24 protein-coding genes are annotated in these 24,958 nt (G+C 71.6%); 12 read left to right on the top strand and 12 right to left on the bottom strand.

Annotated elements, in window-relative coordinates; all coding sequences use genetic code 11:
* Nucleotides 1–9 precede the first annotated feature (9 nt).
* Entirely contained in the window at nucleotides 10–228 is a 219-nt protein-coding gene (locus ACFFF6_RS18730) for a DUF7455 domain-containing protein (protein ID WP_376983031.1), read from the top strand.
* Nucleotides 229–347: 119 nt separating this feature from the next.
* On the opposite strand, the gene ACFFF6_RS18725 is transcribed toward ACFFF6_RS18730, so the two are convergent.
* The 5 genes from ACFFF6_RS18725 to ACFFF6_RS18705 all read right to left on the bottom strand — a co-directional run bounded on the left by ACFFF6_RS18725 (nucleotide 348) and on the right by ACFFF6_RS18705 (nucleotide 5,598).
* Nucleotides 348–710, bottom strand: a complete 363-nt coding sequence (locus tag ACFFF6_RS18725) for a cupin domain-containing protein (RefSeq protein ID WP_376983030.1) — start codon at nucleotides 708–710, stop codon at nucleotides 348–350.
* A gap of 471 nt (nucleotides 711–1,181) precedes the next feature.
* Entirely contained in the window at nucleotides 1,182–2,477 is a 1,296-nt protein-coding gene (locus ACFFF6_RS18720) for an RNA polymerase sigma factor (protein WP_376983039.1), read from the bottom strand.
* A gap of 186 nt (nucleotides 2,478–2,663) precedes the next feature.
* On the bottom strand, nucleotides 2,664–3,074 hold the full coding sequence (locus ACFFF6_RS18715; protein WP_376983029.1) for a universal stress protein: 411 nt from the start codon (nucleotides 3,072–3,074) through the stop codon (nucleotides 2,664–2,666).
* A 142-nt stretch (nucleotides 3,075–3,216) separates the two neighbouring features.
* A complete protein-coding gene (gene metX, locus ACFFF6_RS18710; protein WP_376983028.1) occupies nucleotides 3,217–4,383 on the bottom strand; it encodes a homoserine O-acetyltransferase MetX in 1,167 nt (388 codons plus the stop codon).
* Nucleotides 4,384–4,431: 48 nt separating this feature from the next.
* Entirely contained in the window at nucleotides 4,432–5,598 is a 1,167-nt protein-coding gene (locus ACFFF6_RS18705; protein ID WP_376983027.1) for a hypothetical protein, read from the bottom strand.
* 197 nt (nucleotides 5,599–5,795) lie between these two features.
* On the opposite strand from ACFFF6_RS18705, the gene ACFFF6_RS18700 reads away from it, so the two are divergent.
* Nucleotides 5,796–6,908, top strand: coding sequence for a polyprenyl synthetase family protein (locus ACFFF6_RS18700; RefSeq protein WP_376983026.1), 1,113 nt, complete (start codon nucleotides 5,796–5,798; stop codon nucleotides 6,906–6,908).
* An 85-nt stretch (nucleotides 6,909–6,993) separates the two neighbouring features.
* On the opposite strand, the gene ACFFF6_RS18695 is transcribed toward ACFFF6_RS18700, so the two are convergent.
* Entirely contained in the window at nucleotides 6,994–7,347 is a 354-nt protein-coding gene (locus ACFFF6_RS18695) for an Rv2175c family DNA-binding protein (protein WP_376983025.1), read from the bottom strand.
* A gap of 113 nt (nucleotides 7,348–7,460) precedes the next feature.
* Between ACFFF6_RS18695 and pknB the strand changes: the two genes are divergently transcribed.
* The gene (gene pknB / locus ACFFF6_RS18690; RefSeq protein WP_376983024.1) at nucleotides 7,461–9,506 is read left to right on the top strand and encodes a Stk1 family PASTA domain-containing Ser/Thr kinase; all 2,046 of its coding nucleotides are present in this window, start codon (nucleotides 7,461–7,463) and stop codon (nucleotides 9,504–9,506) included.
* An 18-nt stretch (nucleotides 9,507–9,524) separates the two neighbouring features.
* On the opposite strand, the gene ACFFF6_RS18685 is transcribed toward pknB, so the two are convergent.
* Together ACFFF6_RS18685 and ACFFF6_RS18680 are read right to left on the bottom strand one after the other, a co-directional pair.
* Nucleotides 9,525–10,919: a class II 3-deoxy-7-phosphoheptulonate synthase gene (locus tag ACFFF6_RS18685; protein ID WP_376983023.1), complete on the bottom strand. Its 1,395-nt coding sequence runs from the start codon at nucleotides 10,917–10,919 to the stop codon at nucleotides 9,525–9,527.
* 58 nt (nucleotides 10,920–10,977) lie between these two features.
* A complete protein-coding gene (locus tag ACFFF6_RS18680) occupies nucleotides 10,978–11,694 on the bottom strand; it encodes a lysophospholipid acyltransferase family protein (protein ID WP_376983022.1) in 717 nt (238 codons plus the stop codon).
* A 77-nt stretch (nucleotides 11,695–11,771) separates the two neighbouring features.
* Here ACFFF6_RS18680 and ACFFF6_RS18675 point away from each other — a divergent pair, with 77 nt between their 5' ends.
* Together ACFFF6_RS18675 and ACFFF6_RS18670 are read left to right on the top strand one after the other, a co-directional pair.
* Nucleotides 11,772–12,527: an alpha/beta hydrolase gene (locus tag ACFFF6_RS18675; RefSeq protein WP_376983021.1), complete on the top strand. Its 756-nt coding sequence runs from the start codon at nucleotides 11,772–11,774 to the stop codon at nucleotides 12,525–12,527.
* On the top strand, nucleotides 12,524–13,093 hold the full coding sequence (locus ACFFF6_RS18670; protein ID WP_376983020.1) for a hypothetical protein: 570 nt from the start codon (nucleotides 12,524–12,526) through the stop codon (nucleotides 13,091–13,093). The genes ACFFF6_RS18675 and ACFFF6_RS18670 overlap by 4 nt, the downstream gene beginning before the upstream one ends.
* A gap of 148 nt (nucleotides 13,094–13,241) precedes the next feature.
* On the opposite strand, the gene ACFFF6_RS18665 is transcribed toward ACFFF6_RS18670, so the two are convergent.
* Nucleotides 13,242–14,177 carry an ROK family glucokinase gene (locus ACFFF6_RS18665; protein WP_376983019.1) on the bottom strand — a complete coding sequence of 312 codons (936 nt, stop codon included), beginning with the start codon at nucleotides 14,175–14,177 and terminating at the stop codon, nucleotides 13,242–13,244.
* 184 nt (nucleotides 14,178–14,361) lie between these two features.
* Here ACFFF6_RS18665 and ACFFF6_RS18660 point away from each other — a divergent pair, with 184 nt between their 5' ends.
* From ACFFF6_RS18660 to ACFFF6_RS18650, 3 genes are all read left to right on the top strand, one after another.
* Nucleotides 14,362–16,173 (top strand): AMP-dependent synthetase/ligase, encoded by a 1,812-nt coding sequence (locus tag ACFFF6_RS18660; protein WP_376983018.1) that lies wholly within the window; start codon nucleotides 14,362–14,364, stop codon nucleotides 16,171–16,173.
* 70 nt (nucleotides 16,174–16,243) lie between these two features.
* Nucleotides 16,244–17,911 carry a DEDD exonuclease domain-containing protein gene (locus ACFFF6_RS18655; RefSeq protein WP_376983017.1) on the top strand — a complete coding sequence of 556 codons (1,668 nt, stop codon included), beginning with the start codon at nucleotides 16,244–16,246 and terminating at the stop codon, nucleotides 17,909–17,911.
* A gap of 56 nt (nucleotides 17,912–17,967) precedes the next feature.
* Nucleotides 17,968–18,246 carry an Lrp/AsnC family transcriptional regulator gene (locus tag ACFFF6_RS18650; RefSeq protein WP_376983016.1) on the top strand — a complete coding sequence of 93 codons (279 nt, stop codon included), beginning with the start codon at nucleotides 17,968–17,970 and terminating at the stop codon, nucleotides 18,244–18,246.
* Between the two features lie 96 nt (nucleotides 18,247–18,342).
* Here the strand turns inward: ACFFF6_RS18650 and trpD are convergent, their stop codons facing one another.
* On the bottom strand, nucleotides 18,343–19,419 hold the full coding sequence (gene trpD / locus ACFFF6_RS18645; RefSeq protein ID WP_376983015.1) for an anthranilate phosphoribosyltransferase: 1,077 nt from the start codon (nucleotides 19,417–19,419) through the stop codon (nucleotides 18,343–18,345).
* A gap of 339 nt (nucleotides 19,420–19,758) precedes the next feature.
* On the opposite strand from trpD, the gene ctaE reads away from it, so the two are divergent.
* The 4 genes from ctaE to qcrB all read left to right on the top strand — a co-directional run bounded on the left by ctaE (nucleotide 19,759) and on the right by qcrB (nucleotide 24,076).
* Nucleotides 19,759–20,463, top strand: coding sequence for an aa3-type cytochrome oxidase subunit III (ctaE, locus tag ACFFF6_RS18640; RefSeq protein ID WP_376983014.1), 705 nt, complete (start codon nucleotides 19,759–19,761; stop codon nucleotides 20,461–20,463).
* A gap of 70 nt (nucleotides 20,464–20,533) precedes the next feature.
* The gene (qcrC, locus tag ACFFF6_RS18635) at nucleotides 20,534–21,334 is read left to right on the top strand and encodes a cytochrome bc1 complex diheme cytochrome c subunit (RefSeq protein WP_376983013.1); all 801 of its coding nucleotides are present in this window, start codon (nucleotides 20,534–20,536) and stop codon (nucleotides 21,332–21,334) included.
* An 8-nt stretch (nucleotides 21,335–21,342) separates the two neighbouring features.
* Nucleotides 21,343–22,401, top strand: a complete 1,059-nt coding sequence (qcrA, locus tag ACFFF6_RS18630; RefSeq protein WP_376983012.1) for a cytochrome bc1 complex Rieske iron-sulfur subunit — start codon at nucleotides 21,343–21,345, stop codon at nucleotides 22,399–22,401.
* 4 nt (nucleotides 22,402–22,405) lie between these two features.
* Nucleotides 22,406–24,076 (top strand): cytochrome bc1 complex cytochrome b subunit, encoded by a 1,671-nt coding sequence (gene qcrB, locus ACFFF6_RS18625; RefSeq protein ID WP_376983011.1) that lies wholly within the window; start codon nucleotides 22,406–22,408, stop codon nucleotides 24,074–24,076.
* Between the two features lie 94 nt (nucleotides 24,077–24,170).
* On the opposite strand, the gene ACFFF6_RS18620 is transcribed toward qcrB, so the two are convergent.
* On the bottom strand, nucleotides 24,171–24,656 hold the full coding sequence (locus tag ACFFF6_RS18620; RefSeq protein WP_376983010.1) for a type 2 periplasmic-binding domain-containing protein: 486 nt from the start codon (nucleotides 24,654–24,656) through the stop codon (nucleotides 24,171–24,173).
* Nucleotides 24,544–24,958: hypothetical protein (locus ACFFF6_RS18615; RefSeq protein ID WP_376983009.1), on the bottom strand; the 415-nt coding region annotated here is incomplete at its 5' end. The genes ACFFF6_RS18620 and ACFFF6_RS18615, both read right to left, overlap by 113 nt.

Raw genomic sequence — 24,958 nt, 5'->3', positions numbered from 1 at the left:
ATACGAGGCATGAACATGACCCTCGAAGCTCCCCGGCTGACCGCGAACGACCGCTGCGACCGCTGCGGCGCCCAGGCGTACGTCAAGGTCGTCCTCACCGCCGGAGGCGAGCTGATGTTCTGCGGGCATCATGCCCGCGCCCATGCCGACGCGCTGCGTCCCCTCGCCTCCGAGGTCATCGACGAGACCGACCGCCTCACGGCGAAGCCGGAGCCCGTCGAGGACTGACTCACCCCGGACCGTCCCGAGCACGAGGACCCCGCACCGCTCGGTGCGGGGTCCTCGTGCTCGGGCGACGGCCCCCGCGGCGGCGGCTCGCGGAGGCCTCCGCGGGTGTCGGGCCCGCCTCAGCCCTGCTCCTCCTCGGGGGCGTATTCCTGGATCATCACGGGCGAGGCGTGGATGCACATCATGCGCAAGACGCCCTCGCCCGTGCTCGTGAAGCGGTGCCATGTGCGAGGCGGGACGACGGCGGTGTCGCCGGGACCGGCGTCGAGCGTCTGCGCGCCGATCCGGATGCGCGCCGCGCCCTCCATCACGTGGAAGGTCTCGTCGTAGGGATGGCGGTGCAGCGCCGGGCCGTCCCCCGGAGCCGTCTCGACCAGGAAGAACGAGATGCCTGCGCCGACGTCCGCGCCCTCGAGGCGGAGCGTGCGGCTGCCGGGGATGCGCAGATCCTGCGCGGGGACAGGGGCGATCGGCACGTCCACGGTGACGAGTCCTTCCGGAGCTGAGGCTGGAGGGCTCCACGATCCTCCATCGGCGCGCCGATGACAAGGGGCAGGAGGAGGTGAGGGCCTGCCCCATCTCCGGGTGGACGAGGCGGGACGCCGTCGCGGAGAGCCGGGAGCGGACACACGGCTGACCGGCGCCGAGGCACCCGCTGCAGCCGCGACACGAATGACCAGTGCCGAGGCACCCCAGCGCCGCACTGCTGAATCCCCGGTCACCCTTGGCGAGCCCGCGCGGTTCTGCTCCATCCCCGGTCACCCACGACAGACCCACGCGGTCCTGCTCCATCCCCGGTCACCCACGACGGACCCACGCGGTCCTGCTCCATCCCCGGTCGGCCGTGGCGGGTCCGGGCATCGGGCGCAGACGACGGGCCGGGCACCCGAAGGTGCCCGGCCCGTCGCATCGGCCGATGCGGAGCCGACCGGTACGAGACCGGCCGGCGCGGATCAGTCCAGGTAGTCGCGCAGCACCTGCGAACGCGAGGGATGACGCAGCTTGCTCATGGTCTTCGACTCGATCTGGCGGATCCGCTCGCGGGTCACGCCGTAGACCTTGCCGATCTCGTCGAGGGTCTTGGGCTGGCCGTCCTCGAGGCCGAAGCGCATGGAGACGACGCCGGCCTCGCGCTCCGAGAGCGTGTCCAGCACCGAGTGGAGCTGCTCCTGCAGGAGGGTGAAGCTCACCGCGTCCGCGGGGACGACGGCCTCGGAGTCCTCGATGAGGTCGCCGAACTCGCTGTCGCCGTCCTCGCCCAGCGGAGTGTGCAGGGAGATGGGCTCGCGGCCGTACTTCTGGACCTCGACCACCTTCTCCGGGGTCATGTCGAGCTCCTTGGCGAGCTCCTCCGGGGTGGGCTCGCGGCCGAGGTCCTGGAGCATCTGACGCTGCACACGGGCGAGCTTGTTGATGACCTCGACCATGTGCACCGGGATGCGGATGGTGCGGGCCTGGTCGGCCATGGCGCGGGTGATCGCCTGACGGATCCACCAGGTCGCATAGGTCGAGAACTTGTAGCCCTTGGTGTAGTCGAACTTCTCGACCGCGCGGATAAGTCCGAGGTTGCCCTCCTGGATCAGGTCCAGGAACAGCATGCCGCGGCCGGTGTAGCGCTTGGCGAGGGAGACCACCAGGCGCAGGTTCGCCTCGAGCAGGTGGTCCTTCGCGGCGCGCCCGTCCTCGACGATGATCGCGAGCTCGCGACCGGCCTTGGTCCGCACGATCGACTCGTCGCGCTTGAGCTGCTGCTCCGCGAACAGGCCGGCCTCGATGCGCTCGGCGAGCTCGACCTCCTGCGCGGCGTTCAGCAGGGCGACCTTGCCGATCTGCTTGAGGTAGTCCTTGACCGGATCGGCGGTCGCACCCGCGGTGACGACCTGCTGCACAGGTGCGTCGTCGTCCGAGTTGCTGAACACGAAGCCGCCCGCGGCCTCGGTGTCCTTGTCCTTGTCGGCCTTCTCCTGGGATGCCTTGGAGTCCTCTTCCGAGATCTCCTCCTCGCGGGGCTCCTCCTCGGTCTCCTCGGTCGCGGCGGGCTTCTTGGCCCCGGCCGTCGTCTTCTTGGCCGTGGTCTTGCGCGCGGCGGCGCGCTTGGTCGTGGTCGCCGCCTTCGCGGCGGGGGCGGTCTCCTCAGACACCGACGGGTCCTCGACAGGGGCGGTCGAGGTGGCGCTCCCAGCGGAGCTGGTCTTCTTCGTCGCGTTCTTGGTGGAGGCGGTCACGCAGTTCCTTCTTCCGGCGGGCATCAGCGAGGGCATGCCTCGCAGTGCACTGGCGTTCGGGTGGTCTCGGCGAGGCTCAGGGCATCGGTCGTGGGCGCGAGCATGGGACACGGGCTCGCGGCGCGCTGACGTCCGGTGCAGACGGGCCCATCGAGTATAACGCGCCCGGAGAGCAGGTATTCCCACCCCTCCCCGTCCGCGTCACGGATGTCAGGCGGCGCGGGCGGGCGCGTCGTCCTTGACGGTGAGCACGGGGCATCTCGCTCCGAGCAGCACGCGGCGGGCGGCCCCGCCAAGGTTGAGCTTCCCGATCCGCGACTTGCGACGCAGACCGATCACCAGCAGGCTCGCCTCCTCCTGCTGCGTCGTCTCGAGCAGGAACTCGCCCACGTCCTCGCAGGTGCTGAAGAGCACCCGGACGGGAGGCAGATCCCCTGAGGACAGCTGCGCCGCCTCGGCGAGGACCTGCTCCTGCGTGGGCAGGACCCGCCCCTGCTCGGGGTCGTGGTATGCATAGGCCGCGACGACCAGATGCTCCCCGAGGCTGCGCGCCTCGCGGATCCCGGCCCGCAGCGCGGCGCTGCCCTGCGCCGAGGGCGCGTATCCCACCACGATGCTCATCTTCGGTCGGCTCCCCTTCGGCATGCTCCGCTCGTGCTGCGCCGGGTGCACGGCCGCTCAGCTGCCTCGTCCGCGGGACCCGATCTCGGCTCAGCTTAACCGCCACGGGTGGCCGATCGCACATCGGCCTCCCCCTGCGAGCTCAGCCGTCCTCGAGGAGATGGGTGATCCATCGCTCCAGATGCGGGTTGGTCACGAGGAAGGCGTCGTGCCCGATCGGCGAGCTCTCCACGCGCCAGGTCGAGCCGGGCACCCCGTCGCGGATCTCCTCGACCAGCGGGAGGGGGAACAGGCGGTCGGACTCGATGGCGACGACGAGCGTGCGAGCGGTGATGCGGCCGAGCCCTGCGGCGGTCCCGCCCCGGCCCCGGCCCAGGTCGTGGGAGTTCATGGCGCGCACCAGCACCCGGTAGGAGTTCGCGTCGAAGCGTCGGGAGAGCTTCGCGGCATGATGATCGAGATAGCTGGTGACCTGCGGGTACCCCTCCTGCACGCCGCCGTCCGGATGCGGCTGGAGACGGTTGCCGAAACGTTCCTCGAGCTCGTAGGCGGTCCGATAGGTCGTGTGCGCGATCCGCCGGGCGACGCCGAGGCCGCGGTGAGGACCCGCTCCGTCGGGCTGGTCGTAGTACTCGCCGCCCAGGAAGCCGCCGTCGGCCTCGATCGCGGCCAGCTGGGCGCTGTTCCAGGCGATCTGATCGGCGCTGGCCCGTGCCCCCGAGGCGATCACGGCCAGGCGCTCGACCGCCCCCGGGAGGGTCGCGGCCCATTCGAGGGCGCGCATCCCACCCATCGAGCCGCCGATCACCAGGGCCCAGCGCTCGAGGCCCAGCTGCGCCATGAGCGCGGCCTCGGCGGCGACCTGATCGCGGACCGTGAGATCCGGGAAGCGGGACGCCCAGCGCCGGCCGTCGGGCGCGAGGCTCGCAGGCCCCGTCGAGCCCTGGCAGCCGCCCAGCACGTTCGGGGCGACCACGAAGTACCGGTCGGTGTCCACCGGACGTCCGGGGCCGATCAGGTCCTCCCACCATCCGGCCGTCGCGTGCGCCGTCGAGGCCGGGCCGCGGACGTGGGAGTCCCCGGTCAGGGCGTGCAGCACGAGGACCGCGTTGTCGCCGCGCGGCGACAGCTCCCCCCAGGTCTCGTAGGCGAGAGTCACCTGCGGGAGAACGGCCCCGGACTCGAGGGCGAGATCGCCGATCCGCGCGAAGAGGCGGTCCCCCGCTCCGTGAGAGGGGTCCCAGGCGCCGGAGGCCGGAGGCTCTCCGGTCCCGGCACGCTGATCAGTATGCGGGTGCACGCTCGTCATCAGGCCCTTCCTGAGGGATCCATGGGGCTTGCAGCGGCACCGCGCGCCTCAGCGGCGCGGATGCCACGCGGGAGTGATGGGGACCCTGGCCATCTCCCGCAGACAGAGTGCCAGAGGTTCATCGGGGTACATCGTCAGGACCTCCTGGGCGAGGTCTCCGGCGGTCCCGCAGCGATAGTTCCACCAGGCCAGGATCCCGAGCGCATGGCTCAGCGTGATCCAGGCCTGTGCGAGCTCCCGGCGACCCCTCTCGGCAGGAGGCGGACAGCTCATCCAGCGCAGCGTCCGGAGCGCCTCGTACCAGTGCCCACCTGCGCTGATCCTGCGTCCTGGGCGCTGAGAGGGGTCGGTGAGCATCACGTCGACCACGCCGCCGGGAGGGATCCGCGCCACGAGGTCGGCGGGCAGCGCGAGGGTCAGCAGCTGGTCGATCCCGGAGCGCTGTCCGCAGATGTCCAGGAGCGCGGCGACGTGTTCACAGTCCGTCACGTACTCCTCCGAGCCGCGCGGGCTCTCCTCGCGGCCCAGGCGGGCGAGCGCGGCGAGAGTGCGCTGCCACGCCATCTCGATCGGGGCGGTGGGCAGTCGTCCCCGGCGGGACAGGATGCAGGGCCTCGCAGCGGCGAGCGCGGCGTCGACCTCGGGACGCTCCTGCGGCAGCGGTATCCCTGCGGCGACGGCATGGGCGGCGGCCCGGGTGTCCTCGAGCGGGGCGAGGGGCTGCGGGTCGCGCAGGGCGAGGTCGTAGGCGCGCTCGCCGCTCTCGTCCGGGGGCGCGGGGCTCACCCGGATGCAGCGGGCCTGTGCATCGGCCAGGACCCACAGCTCGGGGATGTCGAAGGGGTCCGGGGAGAGCTCCTGCGCCGCGATGAGGGTCAGAGCGCACCAGCGCAGCGCCTCGGCGATCGTCGTCTCGTCGGGGCCGCGCTCGTAGCCGTCGCGCAGCACGAGGACCCCGAAGGCTCCGGTGCAGCCCTCCCGCATCATCTGCCGCATCACCTCGTGGAACTCGCCCGTGCAGTCCTCGACAGGGACGGGGTCCAGCGGGATGCGGCTGATGACGCAGTGCTCGCTGCGTCGCTCGTGGCCCAGCAGCATGAGGCAGTCGCGGGGCACGATGCCCATGCTGAGGCGGGCCTCGGCGAGCAGCTCGGCCGGATCGTCGGCGCGGAGGGAGCGGCGGGGGCCGCGCGTGGGATGCTCTCGGGTTCTCATGCCCCGAGGATCCAGGACGGCGCGGCATCGTGCTCGGACAGGTCCGGGGAATGTGGACAACCCTGTCCTCGGGTGTGCACCGGAGCCCTGGGGAGGACCGGCACCAGGGCGGACGGGCGCCGGAGGGTGCATCTCCTCCTCGGGACGGCCCAGCCCGCTGTGGGAGGATTCGCGCATCGCCCCTCGAAGGAGACCCCATGGCCTCGTCCGCCGCCCCCGCTGATCTGACCGTGCTCGCCGTCGAGGCGGTCCGCACCCGGCTGCACGCCCATCTGGCCGCGCAGCGCGCGATCATCGGGCAGGTCGCACCGGAGGTCCTGCGGATGGCCGCGGACCTCGAGACGTACCTCGAGGGCGGGAAGATGCTGCGCCCCTTGTTCTGCTACTGGGGAGCTGTCGCGGTGCTGGGTCGCGCCCCGGAGGGCGAGCATGCCGCCGACATCGCCCGGGCGGGGGCCTCGATCGAGCTCGTGCAGGCCGCGGCTCTGCTGCACGACGACGTCATCGACCACTCCCCCGCGCGCCGTGGGCGCCCCTCGATGCACGTCGCGGCGGCGGATCTCCACCGCCGCGAGCAGCTCCTCGGGAGCGCGGACGGATTCGGCGAGGCCTATGCGATCGTGCTCGGGGACCTGTCGCTGTCCTGGGCCGAGCAGCTCTTCGCCGAGATCCGCGAGGATCCGGCCGGCGGCGGCCGCGCGGAGTTCGATCTGCTGCGCACCGAGGTGATGGCCGGGCAGTTCCTCGACATCCTCCATCAGAGCGGCGGGTTCGCCTCCGCGGGCGGCCAGGAGGAGGCTGCGCTCTCCGTGATCCGCTGGAAGACGGTCCCGTACACGGTCCTGCGTCCGCTGCGCATGGGCGCGGCCCTCGCCGGGGCGAGCACCGCGCAGCTCGCGCTGCTCGAGCAGTGGGCCCTCCGGGTCGGAGAGGCCTTCCAGCTGCGCGACGACCTGCTGAGCGTGGTCGGCGACCAGGACGCGACCGGCAAGCCGATCGGCGGGGACATCGTCGAGGGCAAGCGCACCGTCGTGCTCGCCCGGGCGCTCGAGCGCGCCGACGCCGCCGGACGCGTCGCGCTGGAGCGGGCGGTCGGCGACTCCCGGGCCGACGTCGGGGCCATCACCGCCGCGCACGACGTGCTCGTGTCCACCGGTGCCGTCCGCAGCGTGCGCGAGGACGTCGAGGAGCTGACGCGGCAGGCCCGGGAGATCCTCGCCGCGGCCGATCTTCTCTCCCCCGCCGGCCGGGAGGGCCTCGCGCAGCTGGCCGATGCGGCGACGGACCTGACGACGCTGCCCCGCGGCTGAGGCCCGGCCCCGACGGGGGCGGGCCCCGGTGACGGGGCACGGACGGGACCGTCGGAGCTCGCCGCGCGGGCGGCTCAGGACGGGATCAGAAGGCCAACGCCTGGGCGCGGCGACGCACCTCGCCCCGCTGGCCGCGACGCAGCTGGTCGATCGGACGACCGGGCAGGCTCTCGTCCTCGGTGAAGAGCCACGCCAGCAGCTCCTCGTCGTCATAGCCGCCGTCGCGCAGAAGCGTGATGGTCCCGGCCAGGTGCGGGGCGATCTCGCCGTCCACGAGGAGCTCCGCCGGGATCGAGCGCACCACCGGGTCCCCCCGACGGATCGCGACCAGCTGCCCCTCGTCGATGAGCCGCCGCACGCGCGAGACCTCCACGCCGAGCTGCTCGGCGGCGTCGGGGAGGTTCAGCCACGCGGGGATGAGGGCATCGAGAGTGTTCACCGCACCAGGGTGCCACATCGGATGCGCGGATGCCGGTGGAGACCTCGTGAGGGTCCCCTGCGGGCGCTGTGTCGATCAGCACCTCCGCCCGGGTGCCGCCCTACAGTGGGACCGTGAGCGCGCAGCCGATGACGACCTCGGACACCGGGGTGCTGCTCGACGGCCGGTACCGGGTCGGGGAGCTGATCGCCCGCGGTGGGATGGCCTCCGTCCACCGCGGCCATGACGAGCGCCTGGACAGGCCTGTGGCGCTGAAGATCATGCATCCGCATCTCGCCGACGACGAGGGGTTCCGCCGTCGTTTCGGGCAGGAGGCCCGCAGCGTGGCCCGCCTCGCGCATCGGCACGTCGTCGGCGTCTTCGACCAGGGCGAGGACGGCGACCGGATCTACCTCGCGATGGAGCTGGTCGAGGGCGGGACGCTGCGCGGGCGCATCGCCGAGACCGGTCGGCTCTCCGTCCGCGAGGCGCTCGAGGTGACCCGGGCCGTGCTCGAGGCGCTCGCGGCCGCGCACGACGCCGGGATCGTGCACCGCGACATCAAGCCGGAGAACATCCTGCTCAGCAGCACGGGCGAGGTGAAGGTCGCCGACTTCGGCCTGGCGCGGGTGATCGGCGCCGCGCACTCCTCCGCGACCTCGACCATGATGGGCACCGTCGCCTACGTGAGCCCCGAGGTCATCACCCGCGGCGCATGCGACGAGCGGAGCGATCTCTACTCCCTGGGCGTCGTGCTCTACGAGATGCTCGTGGGCTCCCAGCCGTACGTCGGGGACGCCCCCGTGCACATCGCCTTCCAGCACGTGCACGAGGACATCCCCGCTCCGTCCCTGCGGGCCCCCCACGTCCCCTCGGGGGTCGACTCCCTGGTCACCTGGTGCTGCGCCCGCGTCCCGGGCTCACGGCCCGCGAGCGCCCGCGCGGCGCTCGCGAGCGTCCAGGACCTGCAGCGCACCCTGTCCGCCGCGGTCCTCGATGCCGCTCCGCTCGAGCGAGCGGCATCGGACACGCAGGACGTCCCCCGGCTGACAGCACGCCTCGAGGACGTGGACCTCACCGCGGAGGGGGGCGCGCGCGCCTTTCCCGAGGGCCTCGCCCGCCGGGCCGCGGACTCGCTGGGGCTGGAGGACGGCCCCGCGGACCCCGAGCGCACGGTATCCGGGGACGAGGAGGCCCGCGACGAGGGGGACGCCCAGGAGCTGCGCCTGCGTCCGCGCCGGCTCCCTCGCGGCCGCCATCTCTCCGGGCCGCTGCACCGCCCGGCGCCGGGCATGCGCGCGGCCGCGGCCCTCGCTGTGCTCGCCCTCACCGCCGGATCGGGATGGTCCGCCTGGGCGTGGTACGGCACCGCGGGGCCCGGCGGGGACCGCACGGTCCCGGTCCTGGAGGGCGAGCAGCTCGCCGCGGCCGAGGCGGCGCTCGCCGGCGAGGACCTCGACACCCGCACGAGCGAGCAGTTCAGCGACACCGTCCCGGCGGGAACGGTCATCTCCGCGACGCCGGGTCCCGGCACCGTCGTCAAGCGCGATACCGCCGTCACGATCATCGTGTCCACGGGCCCGCAGACCTATCCGGTCCCCGACGTCGTCGGGAAGGACGTCGCTGCCGCGACGTCCCTGCTCGAGGGCGCGAACCTGCAGCTCGTCGAGGGTGAGCCCGCCTATTCCGAGGAGGTGCCCGAGGGCGCGATCATCTCCCAGACCACGCCCGGGGACGCGGAGGCCCTCCCCGCGGGAGGAGCCGTCACGGTGACGGTCTCGCAGGGGCGCGAGCCGATCCTCGTCGAGGACCAGCGCGGACGCGGCTACGACACGGCGACGGCGAACCTCGAGGGCGCCGGGCTCGTCGTCACCACCAGCTGGGAGTACTCCACCACGGTCCCCCATGGGGCGATCATCTCGCAGACGTCGATCGGCCACACCCTGCACCGCGGGGACACGGTCGCGCTGGTCATCTCCAAGGGCGGTCAGCGAGTCCCCGTCCCCGAGGTGACCGGACGATCCGCGGCCGATGCGACCGCCGCGCTGAAGGCCGCGGGGTTCGAGGTCGCTGTCCAGGAGCAGCCCGCGACGCCTCCGACAGGACTGGTGACGGGGCAGTCCGTGCCTGGAGGCACGCCGACCCCTCAGGGCAGGACGATCACGATCACCGTCTCCTGAAGGGTCCCTCGCCGCGGATCAGCGCTTGCCGAGCATCTCCGCGACGAGGAAGGCCAGCTCGAGGGACTGCTGATGGTTCAGGCGCGGATCGACCAGGGTCTCGTAGCGACGTGCGAGACCTGCCTCGTCGATCTCGCCGGTGCCGCCGAGGACCTCCGTGACATCGTCGCCAGTGAGCTCCATGTGCAGCCCGCCGGGCACGGTGCCCGCGGCGCGGTGGACCTCGAAGAACCCGACGACCTCGTCGAGGATGTCCTCGAATCGCCGGGTCTTGTAGCCGTTCGAGGAGGTGATCGTGTTGCCGTGCATCGGATCGGTGACCCAGGTGACCTGGGCGCCGGCGTCGCGGACCCCCTCGACCAGACGCGGCAGGCGCTCCCGGATCCTGCCGGCGCCCATGCGGGTGACGAAGGTGAGGCGGCCCGGCTCGCGCTCGGGGTCGAGCTTGTCGATCAGCCGCAGCGCGTCCTCGACGCTCGCCTCGGGCCCGAGCTTGACACCGATGGGGTTGCGGATCCGGGACATGAACTCGACGTGCGCGCCGTCGAGCTGACGGGTGCGCTCCCCGATCCACAGGAAGTGCCCCGAGCAGCCGTAGATCTCTCCGGTGCGCGAGTCGATGCGGGACAGCGCCTCCTCGTAGTCGAGCAGCAGCGCCTCGTGGGAGGAGTAGAACTCGACGACCTTGAGCGCCTCGAAGTCCGCACCGATCGCGGACATGAAGCGGATCGCCTTGTCGATCTGGCGGGCGAGCTCCTCGTAGCGGTCATAGCCGGGGCCGGCGATGAAGCCCTGGTTCCAGGCATGGACCTCGCGCAGATCGGCGAATCCGCCGCTGGTGAAGGCGCGCATGAGGTTCAGCGTCTGCGCGCTCGTGGTGTACATCCTCCACAGGCGCTCCGGATCCGGCAGCCGGGACGCCTCGGTGAACTCGAAGCCGTTGACGGCGTCGCCGCGGTAGGTCGGCAGGGTCACCCCGTCGCGGGTCTCGGTGTCGGCGGAGCGGGGCTTGGCGAACTGGCCCGCCATGCGTCCCATCTTGACCACCGGCACGGAGGCCCCATAGGTGAGCACCGCCGCCATCTGCAGGATGGTCCGGATCTTGTTGCGGATCTGGTTCGCCCCGGACTCCGCGAAGGTCTCTGCGCAGTCGCCGCCCTGCAGCAGGAACGCCTCGCCGCGTGCCGCCGCTGCGAGCCGATGCCGCAGGACGTCGACCTCGCCGGCGAAGACGAGCGGCGGGGAGGAGCGCAGGGAGGAGAAGACCTGCCCCAGGGACTCGGCATCGGGCCACGTCGGCTGCTGCACGCGAGGGCGGTCGCGCCACGAGCCGAGGGCGTCCAGCTCATGGCTGGAGGCGGACAGGTCGAAGGCATGCGCCCGGGCGGGGCTGTCGTGGAGGAATGAGTTCACCGCACCAGGGTAGGCGATCGGGGCGGGGAGCCGATCGCGCCGCCGCGGCACGGACGTCTCAGCCGTCTCGACGGTGCGCGGCATCGGCCCGCGCGCGCAGCTCGGCCTTGACCTCCGCGGCGTAGCGGTCCACGTACTCCTGTCCCGACAGCCGCCCGATCTCGTGGACGACGGTGTCGGCGATCCGCCGCAGCAGCTCCGCCGCGCTCAGCTCCGGGTGCGCGGCCCGGATCGCCTCCGCGTCGACGGGCTCGCCGATCACGGCGATGATCCGCGGACGGCGGCGCGGGAGGAGGCGGCCGCCTCCGGCCTCGAAGGCGCCGAGCATCGCCACCGGGATGATCGGGGCGCCGGTCCCCAGCGCGAGGCGGGCGACTCCGGTCTTCGCGCGGAACAGTCGGCCGTCCGGGCTGCGGGTCCCCTCCGGGTAGATGCCCAGGACCTCTCCGCGACGCAGCACGCCCAGCCCGGCCTCGAGGGCCCCGTCGGAGGCGCTGCCGCCGGTCCGGTCCACCGGGATGATCCCGAGCTGGCGCATCACCCAGGCCACCGCCCGTCCCGGCAGGGAGCGGCCGCGGAAGAAGTCGGCCTTGCCCAGGAAGTGCACGGTCCGGTCCAGCTGCGCGGGCAGGAAGACGGTGTCTGCCGCGGAGAGGTGATTGCTGGCGAGGATCGCCGGCCCGGAGCGCGGGATCCGCTCGGCGCCGCGGATCTGAGGAGCCCACAGGATCCTGACGACCAGGGCGACCGGCGGCTTCGCGATCTCGTACAGCATGCGAGGGCTCTCCTCGGGGTCGGCGCGGAGGGGCGGAACGGAATGCGCGCAGGGGACGCAGGTGCGACGATGGACCCATGGCGTTCAGCGAACTGTCCGTCCCCTGGCACGCGCCTGGCGACTATAACCCGCGCGGCGGCATCCTCCTGTGCCACGGCTTCACCGGGGCGCCCCAGGCGATGCGCCCGTGGGGCGAGCACCATGCCGCTGCGGGCTGGGAGGTCAGCCTGCCGTTGCTGCCGGGGCATGCGCGGACCTGGCAGGAGATGGCGCGCACCACGCGCCATGACTGGTACGACGCCGTGCGCGACGCGGCTCTGGATCTCCTCGAGCGTCATGAGCGGATCGCGGTGGGCGGGCTGTCGATGGGCGGGACGCTCACGCTGGCGCTCGCCCAGGACCCGCGGATCGCCCCGCGGCTGCAGGGGATCGTGCTGGTCAATCCCGCTGTGTCGGTGCCACGGGCGGCTCAGCTCTCCCCTCTGCTGTGGCCGCTGCTGCCCTCGACGGCGTCGATCGCCTCGGATATCCGTCGGCCCGGACAGGTCGAGGAGGCGTATTCCCGCACTCCCACCCGGGCCGTCGCCCAGCTGCGCGCCCTCACCGCGCAGGTGCGCTCCCGCCTGCATGAGGTCACGGCGCCGATGCTGCTGGCGACCTCCCCCGAGGACCACATCGTCCCTCCCCGCGACAGCGATCTGATCGCGGCCCGCACACGGGGCCGCGTCGAGCGGATGTCGCTGCCGGACAGCTATCACGTGGCGACCCTGGATCAGGACGCTGCCCGCATCTTCGCGGCCTCGCTGCGCTTCCTGGAGGAGACGGCCCGATGAGCGGTCATGCCGCCGGGCGCCCTCCGGAGCGCGATGACGACGGGGTCGCCGCGGAGTTCGCCCGGATGCTGTCCGAGGAGGGGATGGTGCTGCGGCCGGGGGCGGCACCGCATGAGCCGCCCGCGCCGCCGCCGCGCTCCGGGCAGAGCGCGGGGACCCCGTCCTCGCCGTCCCCGGAGGAGCGGGAGGCCGGCCGCGCCCGGGCCAGGGCGGCGCATCCGTCCTCCCGCGGCGTTCCCGCATCGGGCTCGGAGCGCCGCGGGTCCCGGTCGCGGGGCGGCGTGACGTCCTCCTCCGCCGGGGAGCAGGATGCTGAAGAGCCGATGCTGCCCGGAGACTTCGTCCCTCCGATGCCGGGACCGGTGGCGGTCTCCCGAGGCGCCGTCCGCTCCTGGGCCGCGCTGGGTCTGGGGGTCCTCGTGCTGCTGCTGAGCGCGACGACGGCGCTGCTGCCCCCGTGGTGCGCACTGCTCGGCGCCGGGCTCGCGACCGGAGGCATCGTCTCGCTGCTGCTGCGCATCCCCCGCACCCGCCCCGACCCCGACGACGACGGGGCTCAGGTCTGAGCGACGAGGCTCGGGCCGGAGGCCCCCGAGGCATGAGGGGTCCCGCAGGCCCGTGCCGAGGAGAGCAGACGGTCAGGACGAGCCTGAGCGACGAGGCTCGGGCCGGAGGCCCCCGAGGCACGAGGGGCCCCGCAGGCCCGTGGCGTCGTCAGCGGGCGAGGTCGGCCGCGCCGATGATGCCTGCCTCGTTGCCGGTGCTCGCGACAGCGAAGTGCGCGACCGTCCGGTAGGCGCGGGCGGTGAGATGCCGGTCGTAGGCGGCCCGGGCAGGGGCCAGCAGCAGCTCGCCCGCGGCGGAGACGCCGCCCCCGACGACGATCGTCCCGGGATCCAGCAGCGCGGAGACGTTGGCGGCGCCGAAGCCGAGCCACTCCCCGAGCTCGGCGAGCAGGGCCACCGCCCCCGTGTCCCCGTCCTCGGCGAGCTGGGTGATCAGCGGCCCGTCGATCCGGGCGACCTCGCCGCCGGCGGCCGCGAGAAGCGGGGCGTAGAGCTCGTGCCCGGTGCCGGCGCGGTGGCGGCCCGCGCGGACGAGCGCGGTCCCGGAGGTGTACTGCTCGAGGCAGCCCTGTCGTCCGCAGCCGCACCACTGGCCATCGGGCACCGCGGTCATATGGGCGACCTCGCCGGCGAAGCCGCCTTCTCCCCGCACGAGGTTCCCGTCCAGGACGAGCGCGCCGCCGAGCCCGGTGCCGACGGTCAGCATGAGCATGTTGCGCGAGTCCTTCGCCGCGCCGAACCGGTACTCCGCCCAGCCGGCGGCGTTGGCGTCGTTCTCGACGACGACCGGGAGGTCGACTCCGCTCTCGATGTCGTCGGCGAGCGCGCAGTCGCGCCAGGCGAGGTTCGCGGCGAAGACGACGGTGCGCCGGTCGGCGCCGACGAATCCGGCGGCTCCGATCCCGACCCCGACGACCTGGTGATCGGCCTGCAGCTCGCGGACCGCCTCGATCACGGCGCCCTCGATCAGCTCCGGGTCGGTCGCCGGCGTCCGGCGCGAGGTGCGCGCGAGGATCCGCCCGTCCTCGTGGACGACTCCTGCCGCGATCTTCGTCCCGCCGATGTCGACGCCGATGGAGAGCATAGGGTGATCCTTCCGCAGAGGCCGGGCCCGGGTCGTGTCCGAGCCGTGGAGGTCGTCCCCCGCCGCAGGCGGGATCGTGACGGGACCATGCTAGAGCTCCCCTGGCCTACACTGTTACCCGCATCGATGCTCGCGTCCGCGGGCTGGACACTCCGGCATCCGTCGCCGAGTCGAAGGAGCTTCCGTGAAGCAGTTCGGGACACCCGTCAAGCACACGAGCCGGGACGGCGAGAACACCACCGATCTCCTGCTGGAGCGCCATCGGCTCTACCCCGGGATCTCGCTGTTCGAGGTCGAGGGCCCGGACGGACGCCGCTCGCCGATGACGTCCGCGCAGTTCCTGGGATCCGTGCGCGCTCTGGCCAAAGGTCTGCTCGCCGCGGGCCTCGAGCGCGGCGACGTGGTCGCGATCATGTCGCGGACCCGGTACGAGTGGGTGCTGGCGGACTGGGCCGTCTGGTTCGCCGGCGGTGTGTCCGTCTCCGTCTACGAGACCTCCTCTCCCTCGCAGATCCAGTGGATCGCCGGTGATTCCGCGGCCCGCTTCGCGATCGTGGAGACCTCGCGGCACGCGGAGGACGTCTCCTCGGTGCGGGGCGAGCTGCCGGACCTCGAGCAGATCTGGACGATCGAGGACGGCGACCTCGAGCGCCTCGCCGAGGGCGGCACGGTCGTGCGCGACGCGGATCTCGAGGCGGCGCGCACCTCGCGGCGTCTGGACGATGTGGCGACGCTGATCTACACCTCGGGCACGACGGGCCGCCCCAAGGGGGCCGAGCTCACGCACGGCAACTTCGTGGACACGTCCCGGGCGGCGATCACCCAGTTCGGGGAGTCGGTGCTCCCGCCGGGATCGCGCGCCCTGATGTTCCTCCCCCTCGCGCACGTCTTCGCGCGCCTGCTCACGGTCACGCAGATCGCCGCCGGAGCGACCACGGCCTTCACCCCGGACACGAAGAACCTCCTGGGGGACCTCGCGGACTTCCGGCCGACGTTCCTCCTCGCGGTGCCGCGCGTGTTCGAGAAGGTGTACAACGGAGCCGAGCAGAAGGCCATCACCGGAGGGAAGGGGAAGATCTTCGCCGCCGCGGCAGGGACCGCGGTCGCGTACTCTCAGGCGCTCTCCGCCGGCCGGGTTCCGGCGCTGCTGCGCGCCAAGCACGCCCTGTTCGACAAGCTCGTGTACGCGAAGCTGCGCGAGGCGATGGGCGGCCAGGTGCGCTGGAGCGTCTCGGGCGGTGCGCCCCTGGGCGAGCGGATCTCGCACTTCTTCCGCGGCATCGGCGTCACGATCCTGGAGGGCTACGGCCTCACCGAGACGACGGCCCCGGTGAGCGTCAACCCGCCGTGGGATCCGCGTCCGGGGACGGTCGGGCCGCCCCTTCCTGGCGTGACCGTCGCGATCTCCGACACCGGCGAGGTCCTCGTCAAGGGCGTCGTCGTCTTCCGGGGCTATCACGGGAACCCGGAGGCGACGGCGGAGGCCTTCACCGACGGCTGGTTCCGCACCGGCGACATCGGCACCCTCGACGCCGACGGGTATCTGTCGATCACCGGCCGGTCGAAGGAGCTGATCGTCACGGCGGGCGGCAAGAACGTCTCGCCCGCGATGCTCGAGGACCGCCTGCGCGCCCATCCTCTGATCAGCCAGTGCATGGTGGTCGGGGACCAGAAGCCGTTCATCGCCGCGATCATCACCCTGGACGCGGAGATGCTCCCGACCTGGCTGAAGAACAACGATCAGCCCGAGCAGTCGCTCCAGCAGGCCGCGTCGAACCCGGCCGTGCGCGCGGAGCTGCAGCGCGCGGTCGACAGCGCCAACGAGGCCGTCTCGCGGGCCGAGTCGATCCGCACCTTCGAGGTGATCGACACCGATTTCACGGAGGAGAACGGCTACCTCACCCCCTCCCTGAAGCTCAAGCGCAACGTCGTGGCCAAGGACTACGCGGAGATCATCGAGCGGATCTACACGGGCTCCAAGCCCGCGGGCGCCTGAGCTCTCTCGTCCCCCGGGACCCGACCTGCGGCGGCGGTCGTCTGTCGGCGCGCCGCCGTATCCTGCGGCCATGAGCGCCACCGCACGACGGCCGCCCCGCCCGGGCGGCCAGCTCTCCTTCGACGATCTCGGCACCCCGTTGCCCCAGGCGGATCTCGTGGTCGTCGACCTCGAGACGACCGGGACGGATCCCTCTGCGGATGCGATCACCGAGATCGGAGCGGTGCGGGTGCGCGGCGGCGAGGTCCTCGGCGAGTTCCGGACCTTCGTCGATCCGCAGCGGCCCATCCCGGCGTATATCGCGCGTCTGACGGGGATCAGCGACGCCGCCGTCGCCGGGGCCCCGCGGATCGAGACCGTGCTGCCGATGTTCCTCGACTTCGCCCGCGATGCGGCGCTCGTCGCGCACAACGCCCGTTTCGACATCGGCTTCCTGCGGGCGCAGTGCGCACGGATCGACCATGGCTGGCCGGACCCGCTCGTCCTGGACACCCTGCAGCTGGCGCGGCAGGTGTTCGGCCGCGACGAGGTCCGCGACCACAGGCTGGGGACCCTCGCCGCCCATGTCGGTGCGAGCGTCGCCCCCGATCACCGAGCCCTGTCCGATGCCCGCGCCACCGTCGACGTGCTGCATGCGATCATCGAGCGCCTGGGCCCGGCACGTGCCGGGACGCTCGAGGACCTCGCCTCCGCGCACCGCCGGCTCGCGCCGGTGCAGCTGCGCAAGCGGCACCTCGCCCGCGACGTCCCGACCGGTCCGGGCGTCTACCAGTTCCTCGGCGACGGCGACCAGGTGCTGTACGTGGGCACCTCACGGGACCTGCGGACCCGGGTGAGGACCTACTTCTCCGCCTCGGAGCGGCGGCGCAAGGTCCTGGACATGCTGCCGCGGGCGCAGCGGGTGCGCACCATCCCCTGTGCGAGCGCCCTCGAGGCCGCCGTGCGGGAGCTGCGGATCATCGGCGCGGAGAAGCCTCCCGCCAACCGGCACGGGCTCACCCCGGAGAAGGCGCTGTGGCTGCGCCTGGGCCCCGGATCGCAGGGGCTGCGCGGAGCGCGCCTGGCCACCGTCGAGGAGGACGGCATCGCCCACATCGGACCGCTCCGCTCCCGCCGGGAGATCGAGCCGCTGCGCGGGCTGCTGACCGATGCCGTCCTGGGCGGCGCCGTGTCCCGGGACGGGGCAGGTCCCCCTTCCCGCATCGGCTCCGCGCACCACGAGGCCCTGCGCAGAGCGATGATCCTGGACCCCTCGCCCGTGCTCGAGCACGGGACACGGAGGATGCGGGCCTTCGCCGGCGCCGGCCGCTACGAGGACGCGGCGCGTGTGCGCTCCCTCCTGGAGACCTATCTGCAGGCGGCGGGCCGGGCAGCACGTCTGCGTGCGATCCGCGCCTGCAGGTTGCTGGTCGCGGCGCGGCCGCACACCGATCCGCGCTCCTCGGAGCGCAGCTGGGAGCTGCTCGCGGTGCGGGGCGGCCGCTTCGCCGGGGCCGCGATGGTTCCGCTGGCCGCTGATCCCCTGCCGATCGCCGAGGCGCTCGCGCGCACCGGCACGGGCGAGGCGGAGCAGGTCACGCCGCTGTGCCAGGGCTACCATCAGGAGACCGAGCTGATCCTGCGCTGGCTCGAGCACGAGGACGTCCGCATCGTTCTGCGGGAGGGCAGCTGGGCAGTCCCGGCCCGGGCACGCTTCGACCTGTCGTCGCTGCAGGAGACCTACGCCCGGACGCACTAGGCTGAGGCGCAGGACCGGCCGTGCGCGGCCCGCTCACCCCGACCCGAGGAGGCTCCATGATCACCGCCATCGTCTCGATCATCGTCGACGGACACCGCATCCCGGAGGTCGCCGAGCAGATCGCCGACCTTCCCGCCGTCGACCAGGTCTACTCCGTGACCGGCGACGTGGATCTCATCGCCGTGGTGCGGGTGCGCGAGCACGAGGAGCTGGCGGAGGTCATCGCCGACCGCATCGGGAAGGTCGAGGGCGTCCGGGACACCACGACCAACATCGCCTTCAAGACCTACTCGCGACGGGATCTCGACGCGGCCTTCGACCTCGGGATCGAGTGAGCTCTCCTCGTATGACCGCAGCGCCCCGCCCGGATGCACCGGGCGGGGCGCTGTCATGAGGGGCCGCGCCGGGCCGCGACCCGACGCCGCCCTGGATCAGGCGCGGGCCATGCGCTGGGAGGCAGCGGACCAGTCGCCCAGGAGCCGGGCGGCAGCCCCGCTGTCCAGGATCCGCTCGGCCTCGTCGTAGGCGAGGCGGAAGCGGTCCTCGAAGCCCTCGTCCGCCTCCTGGCCGATCCCGTCGTGGGCCACGAGGCCGGAGGCGGCGTTCAGCAGGACCGCATCACGGATGGGACCGAGCCGGCCCTCCCGCTCCCCGGCGAAGACGTCGCGAGCGACCTGGGCGTTCTCCGCCGCGGTCCCTCCACGAAGGGCCCCGAGGGGGCTGCGGGGTATGTCGAGGAGCTCCGTCGGGTCGAGCACGTGCTCGAGGATCCGACCGTCGCGGACCTCCCACACGTCCGAAGGCGCCTGCACCGTGATCTCGTCGAGGCCGTCCTGCCCGCGGAAGACGAGCGCGCTCGTGCCGCGCCCCGCGAAGACGCCCGCGACGATGGGGGCGAGCACGGGGTCCGCGACGCCGACGGCGCTCGCGAGCGGACGGCCCGGGTTGGTGATCGGGCCCAGCAGGTTCAGCACGGTCGGGACGCCGAGCCCCTTCCGCGCCTCCGCGGCATGGCGCATCGACGGGTGGAAGTAGTTCGCGAAGAGGAAGGTGATGCCCACCTCCTCGACCATGGCGGCCACCGCGGACGCCTCGAGGTCCAGCCGCACCCCCAGCTCCTCGAGCACATCGGCGGAGCCGCTGCGCGAGCTCGAGGCCCGGTTGCCGTGCTTGACGACGCGCCGCCCGCTCGCGGCGATGAGGACCGAGGCCATGGTGGAGATGTTGACGGTGCTGGCGAGGTCGCCGCCGGTGCCGACGATGTCGACGGCATGCCGCGGCACCTCGATGTCCCGGGCATGGGCGATCATGACATCGGCCAGTCCGGCGAGCTCCGCGCTGGTCACGCCCTTCGAGGCGAGCGCCACGAGGAAGCCGGCGAGCTGCACCGAGCTCGCCCCGCCGTCCATGAGCTCGCCCATCGCCCATCGCGCCCACTCGGCGGGGAGGTCCTCACCGCGGACGAGATGGGAGGTCAGGACAGGCCACGTGGGGGATGTCGCGCTCATGCACCCCATGATCGCATCCGCGAGGTGCGGAGGCGAGACCGTCCGGCCTCGGCGCTCCCCCGGCGCGCCCCACCCGCGACGGCGGCGCGCGTCGACCCCGCACCGGACGCCGGCGCCATCTTCCCGAGCGCTCCCGGAGCGCCCCGGAGCCCGGTCCTCTCCCGTCCGGGAGCCGCGGGACGAGGAGTGTCTCTCACAGCACGGTCACAGCTGCGTGTCCGGGTTCATGACAGCTTGTCAGGAGCGATATGCTGGCCGGGATCGAGGGGCTGAGCCCCCGGCGCTCCCGGATGTCGTGTACCGGCGGCGGCGATTCTGACGACACGACATAATGGTGACGTGACTACAGCGACTTTGCCCCAGCGCTCGCCCTCGGTCCCGGCCGTCGGCCGCCCCAATGCCACCCAGGTCGGCACCCTCGTGTGGCTCTCCAGCGAGCTGATGTTCTTCGCCGGCCTGTTCGCGATGTTCTTCACGCTGAGGGCGATGGTCCCCGACGCCTTCCACGCCGGCCAGGAGAACTTCACCCACGGCTTCGCGATCCTCAACACGGTGATCCTGGTCTCCAGCTCCTTCACCTGCCAGATGGGCGTGTGGATGGCCGAGGGCCACCTGCCGTGGACCGGCTCCTTCCCGCCGCGTCGCCGCCGCTCCGGCTCGATCCTGAACATCGCCGGCTGGGGGATGATCGAGTGGTACACGCTCACGTTCGTCCTCGGCGCCATCTTCGTCTCCGGTCAGGCCTTCGAGTACACCGAGCTGGTCCACAAGGGCGTGACCCTCTCCTCCGGGCCCTTCGGCTCGGTCTTCTACCTCGCCACCGGGTTCCACGGCCTCCACGTCATCGGCGGCCTCATCGCCTTCCTGTTCGTCCTCGCGCGGGCCTTCGCCGCGGAGAACTTCACGCACCACGAGCAGGTCAGCGCGATCTGCATCTCGTACTACTGGCACTTCGTCGACGTCGTCTGGATCGGCCTGTTCGGCGTGGTCTACCTGCTCGACCCGATCATGGGCAACGTCCCGTGGAACCTCACGATCTTCTGATGACGGCTCCTCTCACGGCACCGCATCGCTCCCGCTCCACCCGCCCCACCCACGAAACGAGGTCCACACCGTGAAGGCACTTGCCGCGCGCCGTCATCATCCGATGGCGCTACTCGTGATCCTGTTGCTTGCACTGGTCGCGACCGGCGGGCTCTACGCCGCCTTCCAGCCGCGGACCGCCTCGGCCGAGACCTATTCCGCCGACGATGTCGCCGCGGGCGAGGACCTCTTCCTCGCCAACTGCGCGACCTGCCACGGCACGAACGCCTCGGGCCTGCAGGACTCGGACGGGAACACCCTCGGCCCGTCCCTCATCGGCGTGGGCGCAGCAGCGGTCGACTTCCAGGTCGGCACCGGGCGCATGCCCATGCAGATGGCCGGCGCGCAGGCCGCTCGCAAGCCTCCGCAGATGGACGAGGAGCAGACCCGACAGCTCGCCGCCTACGTCGCCTCCCTCGGCCCGGGCCCCGCGATCCCCGACGAGCAGTACCTCGATCCCGCCAACGGTGACGCCACCAAGGGCGGCGAGATCTTCCGCATCAACTGCGCCATGTGCCACAACGCGGCCGGCGCGGGCGGTGCCCTGACCCACGGCAAGTACGCGCCGGCCCTGCAGGGCGTCGAGCCGCGTCACATCTACGGTGCCATGGAGACGGGCCCGCAGAACATGCCCGTGTTCAACGACGACAACCTGTCCCCCCAGGACAAGAACGACGTCATCGCATACCTGACCGAGATCGAGGAGCAGGGCTCCCCCGGCGGCATCGCCCTGGGCTCGCTCGGTCCCGTGACCGAGGGACTGTTCGCCTGGACGATCATCCTGTCCCTCCTGACCGCCTGCGCCGTCTGGCTGGGGGCGAAGGCCAAGTGAGCACCAAGATGACCGATAACCTCGACGGCACCCATCCCGCGAAGGGCATCAGCGCCGTCGCTCCGAAGGAGGGCGGCGGGTTCCCCAACCCGGGTCTGCCCCCGCACGTGCACCGCCAGGCGGACACCGATCCGCGCGCCGAGAAGCGCGCCGAGCGGGTCGTCGCCGCGATGTTCGTCATCTCGGTGCTCGGCACCGTGCTGTTCATCGCTGCGTACTTCCTCTTCACGCCGCTGGGCACGAACCTCCTCGCGGAGTCCGGCACGCTGCACGCCGTGCGATGGTCGAACCTCTTCACCGGTCTGGGCCTGGCGATCTCGGTGTTCTTCATCGGCGCCGCCGCGGTCCACTGGGCCAAGACCCTCATGCCCGATGACGAGTGGGTCGAGGAGCGCCATCCCTCGCGCAGCTCCGACGAGGCGCGCGAGGCCGCCGCGGAGATCATCACCTCCGGCCTCGACGAGTCCGGCATCGCCCGTCGCCCCGTGATCGTCTCCGCCATGGCCGTCGCGCTGGCCGCCCTGCCCGTCGCGGTCCTCGCACCGCTCTCGACGCTCGGCCCGCTCCCGGGGAACAAGCTGCACCACACGTTCTGGGAGAAGGGCATGCGCCTCGCGCGCGACCACGACGGGACGCCGATCCGCGCGGACGAGGTCGCCCTGAACTCGATCTTCCATGTCATGCCCGAGGGCCTGACGCAGGAGACCCCGAACTTCATGAACGAGCGCGCCAAGGCCGCAGCGGTGATCGTGCGCATCGACCCGGCCCTCGGCCAGAACGAGGAGAGTCTCAGCAACGGCTACCAGGGCATCCTCGCCTTCTCGAAGATCTGCACGCACGTGGGCTGCCCGGTGGCGCTGTACGAGCAGCAGACGCACCACATGCTGTGCCCGTGCCATCAGTCGACCTTCGACGTCACCGACGGCGCCAAGGTGATCTTCGGCCCGGCCCACCGCCCGCTCCCGCAGCTGCCGATCGAGGTCGACGACGAGGGATACCTCGTCGCCGGCGGCGACTTCCCCGAACCGATCGGTCCCAGCTTCTGGAACCTCCACAAGGACAAGTGATCTGATGTCGACCACCATCTCCTCGTCCCCGAAGCAGGACGGGCAGCCCGGCCGCATCGCCAAGCTCGGCGCAGTCGGCGGCGACTGGCTCGACCAGCGCACCATGGGCGGCGGCCTGGTCAAGTTCCTGGGCCGCAAGATCTTCCCGGACCACTGGTCGTTCATGTTCGGCGAGGTCGCGCTCTACAGCTTCGTGATCCTGCTGATCTCCGGAACGTTCCTGACCATGTTCTTCGTCCCGGCCATGGACGAGGTCATCTATGACGGCGTCTACGAGCCGCTGCAGGGCGCTCACATGTCCCGGGCCTTCGAGTCGACCCTCCACCTCTCCTTCGAGGTCAAGGGTGGCCTGCTCTTCCGTCAGATGCACCACTGGGCCGCGCTGGTCTTCATGGTCGCGATCTTCGTGCACATGTTCCGCGTGTTCTTCACCGGCGCCTTCCGCAAGCCGCGCGAGCTCAACTGGCTGGTGGGCTTCTCCCTCATGGTCCTCGGCATGGTGGCCGGGTTCTCCGGCTACTCGCTCCCGGACGACGTCCTCTCGGGCAACGGCCTGCGCGTGATCGACGGCCTCATGAAGGCGATCCCCGTGGTCGGGACGTATCTGTCGATGCTGCTGTTCGGCGGAGAGTTCCCCGGCCACCAGATCATCCCCCGCCTGTTCACGATCCACATCCTGATCGTCCCGGCGATCATCCTCGGTCTCATCGCGGTCCACCTGACGCTGCTGGTGCTGTCCAAGCACACGCACTACCCCGGGCCGGGGCGCACCGATCGCAACGTCGTCGGCTTCCCCGTCTTCCCGGTGTACGCCGCGAAGGCCGGCGGGTTCTTCTTCCTCGTGTTCGGCATCATCACGCTGGTCTCCGCGACCGTGGCGATCAATGCCGTGTGGATCTACGGGCCGTACGATCCCTCCCCCGTCTCCGCAGGTTCCCAGCCGGACTGGTACATGCTCTGGACCGACGGCGGGCTGCGGCTCATGCCGGGCTGGGAGTTCACGATCTTCGGGTACGTGATCTCGCTGAACATGCTGATCCCCTTCGCCGTGTACGGCGGTCTCCTGGGCTTCCTGGCCCTGTACCCGTTCCTCGAGGCGTGGGTGACCGGTGACGACCGCGAGCACCACGTGCTGGACCTGCCGTACAACGCTCCGGTCCGCGCCGGTCTCGGCGCCGCCTGGATCACGGTCTACCTGATCCTCGCGCTCGCAGCGACCAACGACCTCATCGCCATCAAGCTGCACCTGTCGATCAACGACCTCACCTGGCTCTTCCGCATCGCGTTCTTCGTCGCGCCCGTCCTGGTGTTCTACATCGTCAAGCGGCTGTGCCTGTCGATCCAGCGCCACAAGCGCGATCTCGCCATCCACGGCGTCGAGACATCGAAGGTCGTGCGCATGGAGAACGGCGAGATGCTCGAGATCCACGAGCCGCTCGACGAGTTCGACCGCTGGGTCCTCGTGCAGCACGACGACTACCGCCCCCTCGCCGAGGGCAAGGGCGTCTCGAAGCTGCGCGCGAAGGCGACGTCCTTCTTCTTCAAGGACCGCATCGAGCCGGTCACGCCGTCCGAGCTGCGCGAGGCCCTCGAGCACGCCGGTCATGAGAAGCACAAGATCGATGCGCTCACCGGCGGGGACTACACGGTTCCCTCCGCGAAGGTCGGTCACTGACCTCCGTCGCATCGACGATGAGGCGGGCCCCGGGAGATGTTCTCCCGGGGCCCGCCTCATTCGCGGCCGCGTCGCGGCCATGCACGCCGCCGGCTCAGACCACCCGGTTGTCGTAGGCGGCCTGCTTGATCTGGACGTAGGTCTCGACGCCGATGGCCTTCGCGGTGGAGATGTACTCCTCCCAGTCGGCGTCCTTCGAGGCGTCCTTCTTGCCGGTGCCGAAGTTCGCGAGGGACTGCTTGAAGTGATTGCCGAGGTTGGTCTCGATCTCGCCGATCTGCGCGGACTGATCCATGTCATAGACCAGCGGCGGGATGCCGCTCTCCTTCGCACTCGCGAACGGCTCGTAGAGCTGCCCGGCATCCTCGAGGATCGGCGGGGAGTCCGGGGTGGTCGCCTGACCGTCACGCTGATCAGCGGACTTGTACAGCGGTCCCCATTCCCGCCAGCGGTGGTTCTTCAGCTCCTCAGCCGGCTCGAGCCCCTGGTAGATGGCCTGCTTCCCGCGCTGGCCGAGCATGCCCTCGGTGGCCCAGTCCCACCCCGTTCCCCGCTCCCCTGCGCCGAGGGAGATGGTCATGGTGGAACTGGTGGTCGGCCCAGCGGATCATCTGGACCGGGTCCTCGCACTTCGGGGTGATCACGAAGTTCGGGTACCCGTAGGAGAAATGATCCCACTGACACGTCCGCACACCGGAGGGCCCCGCCATGGGCGCCAGGGGGGTCATGATCATGGAGGCGCTGTCCGGGTTCGCATAGTCCACGGCACCGGAGAAGTGCGCTGCCGAGTATCCGTAGGCGATGCCGAACTTCGGGCCATCGGTCGCGTCGCCGAGCTTCTGATACTGCTCCGGCGTGTTCGCGAACATCCCCGCATCCAGG

The sequence above is a fragment of the Brachybacterium hainanense genome (genome assembly GCF_042434575.1).
Lineage (GTDB): Bacteria > Actinomycetota > Actinomycetes > Actinomycetales > Dermabacteraceae > Brachybacterium > Brachybacterium hainanense.
This window is presented reverse-complemented; position numbering and strand designations above follow the sequence as displayed.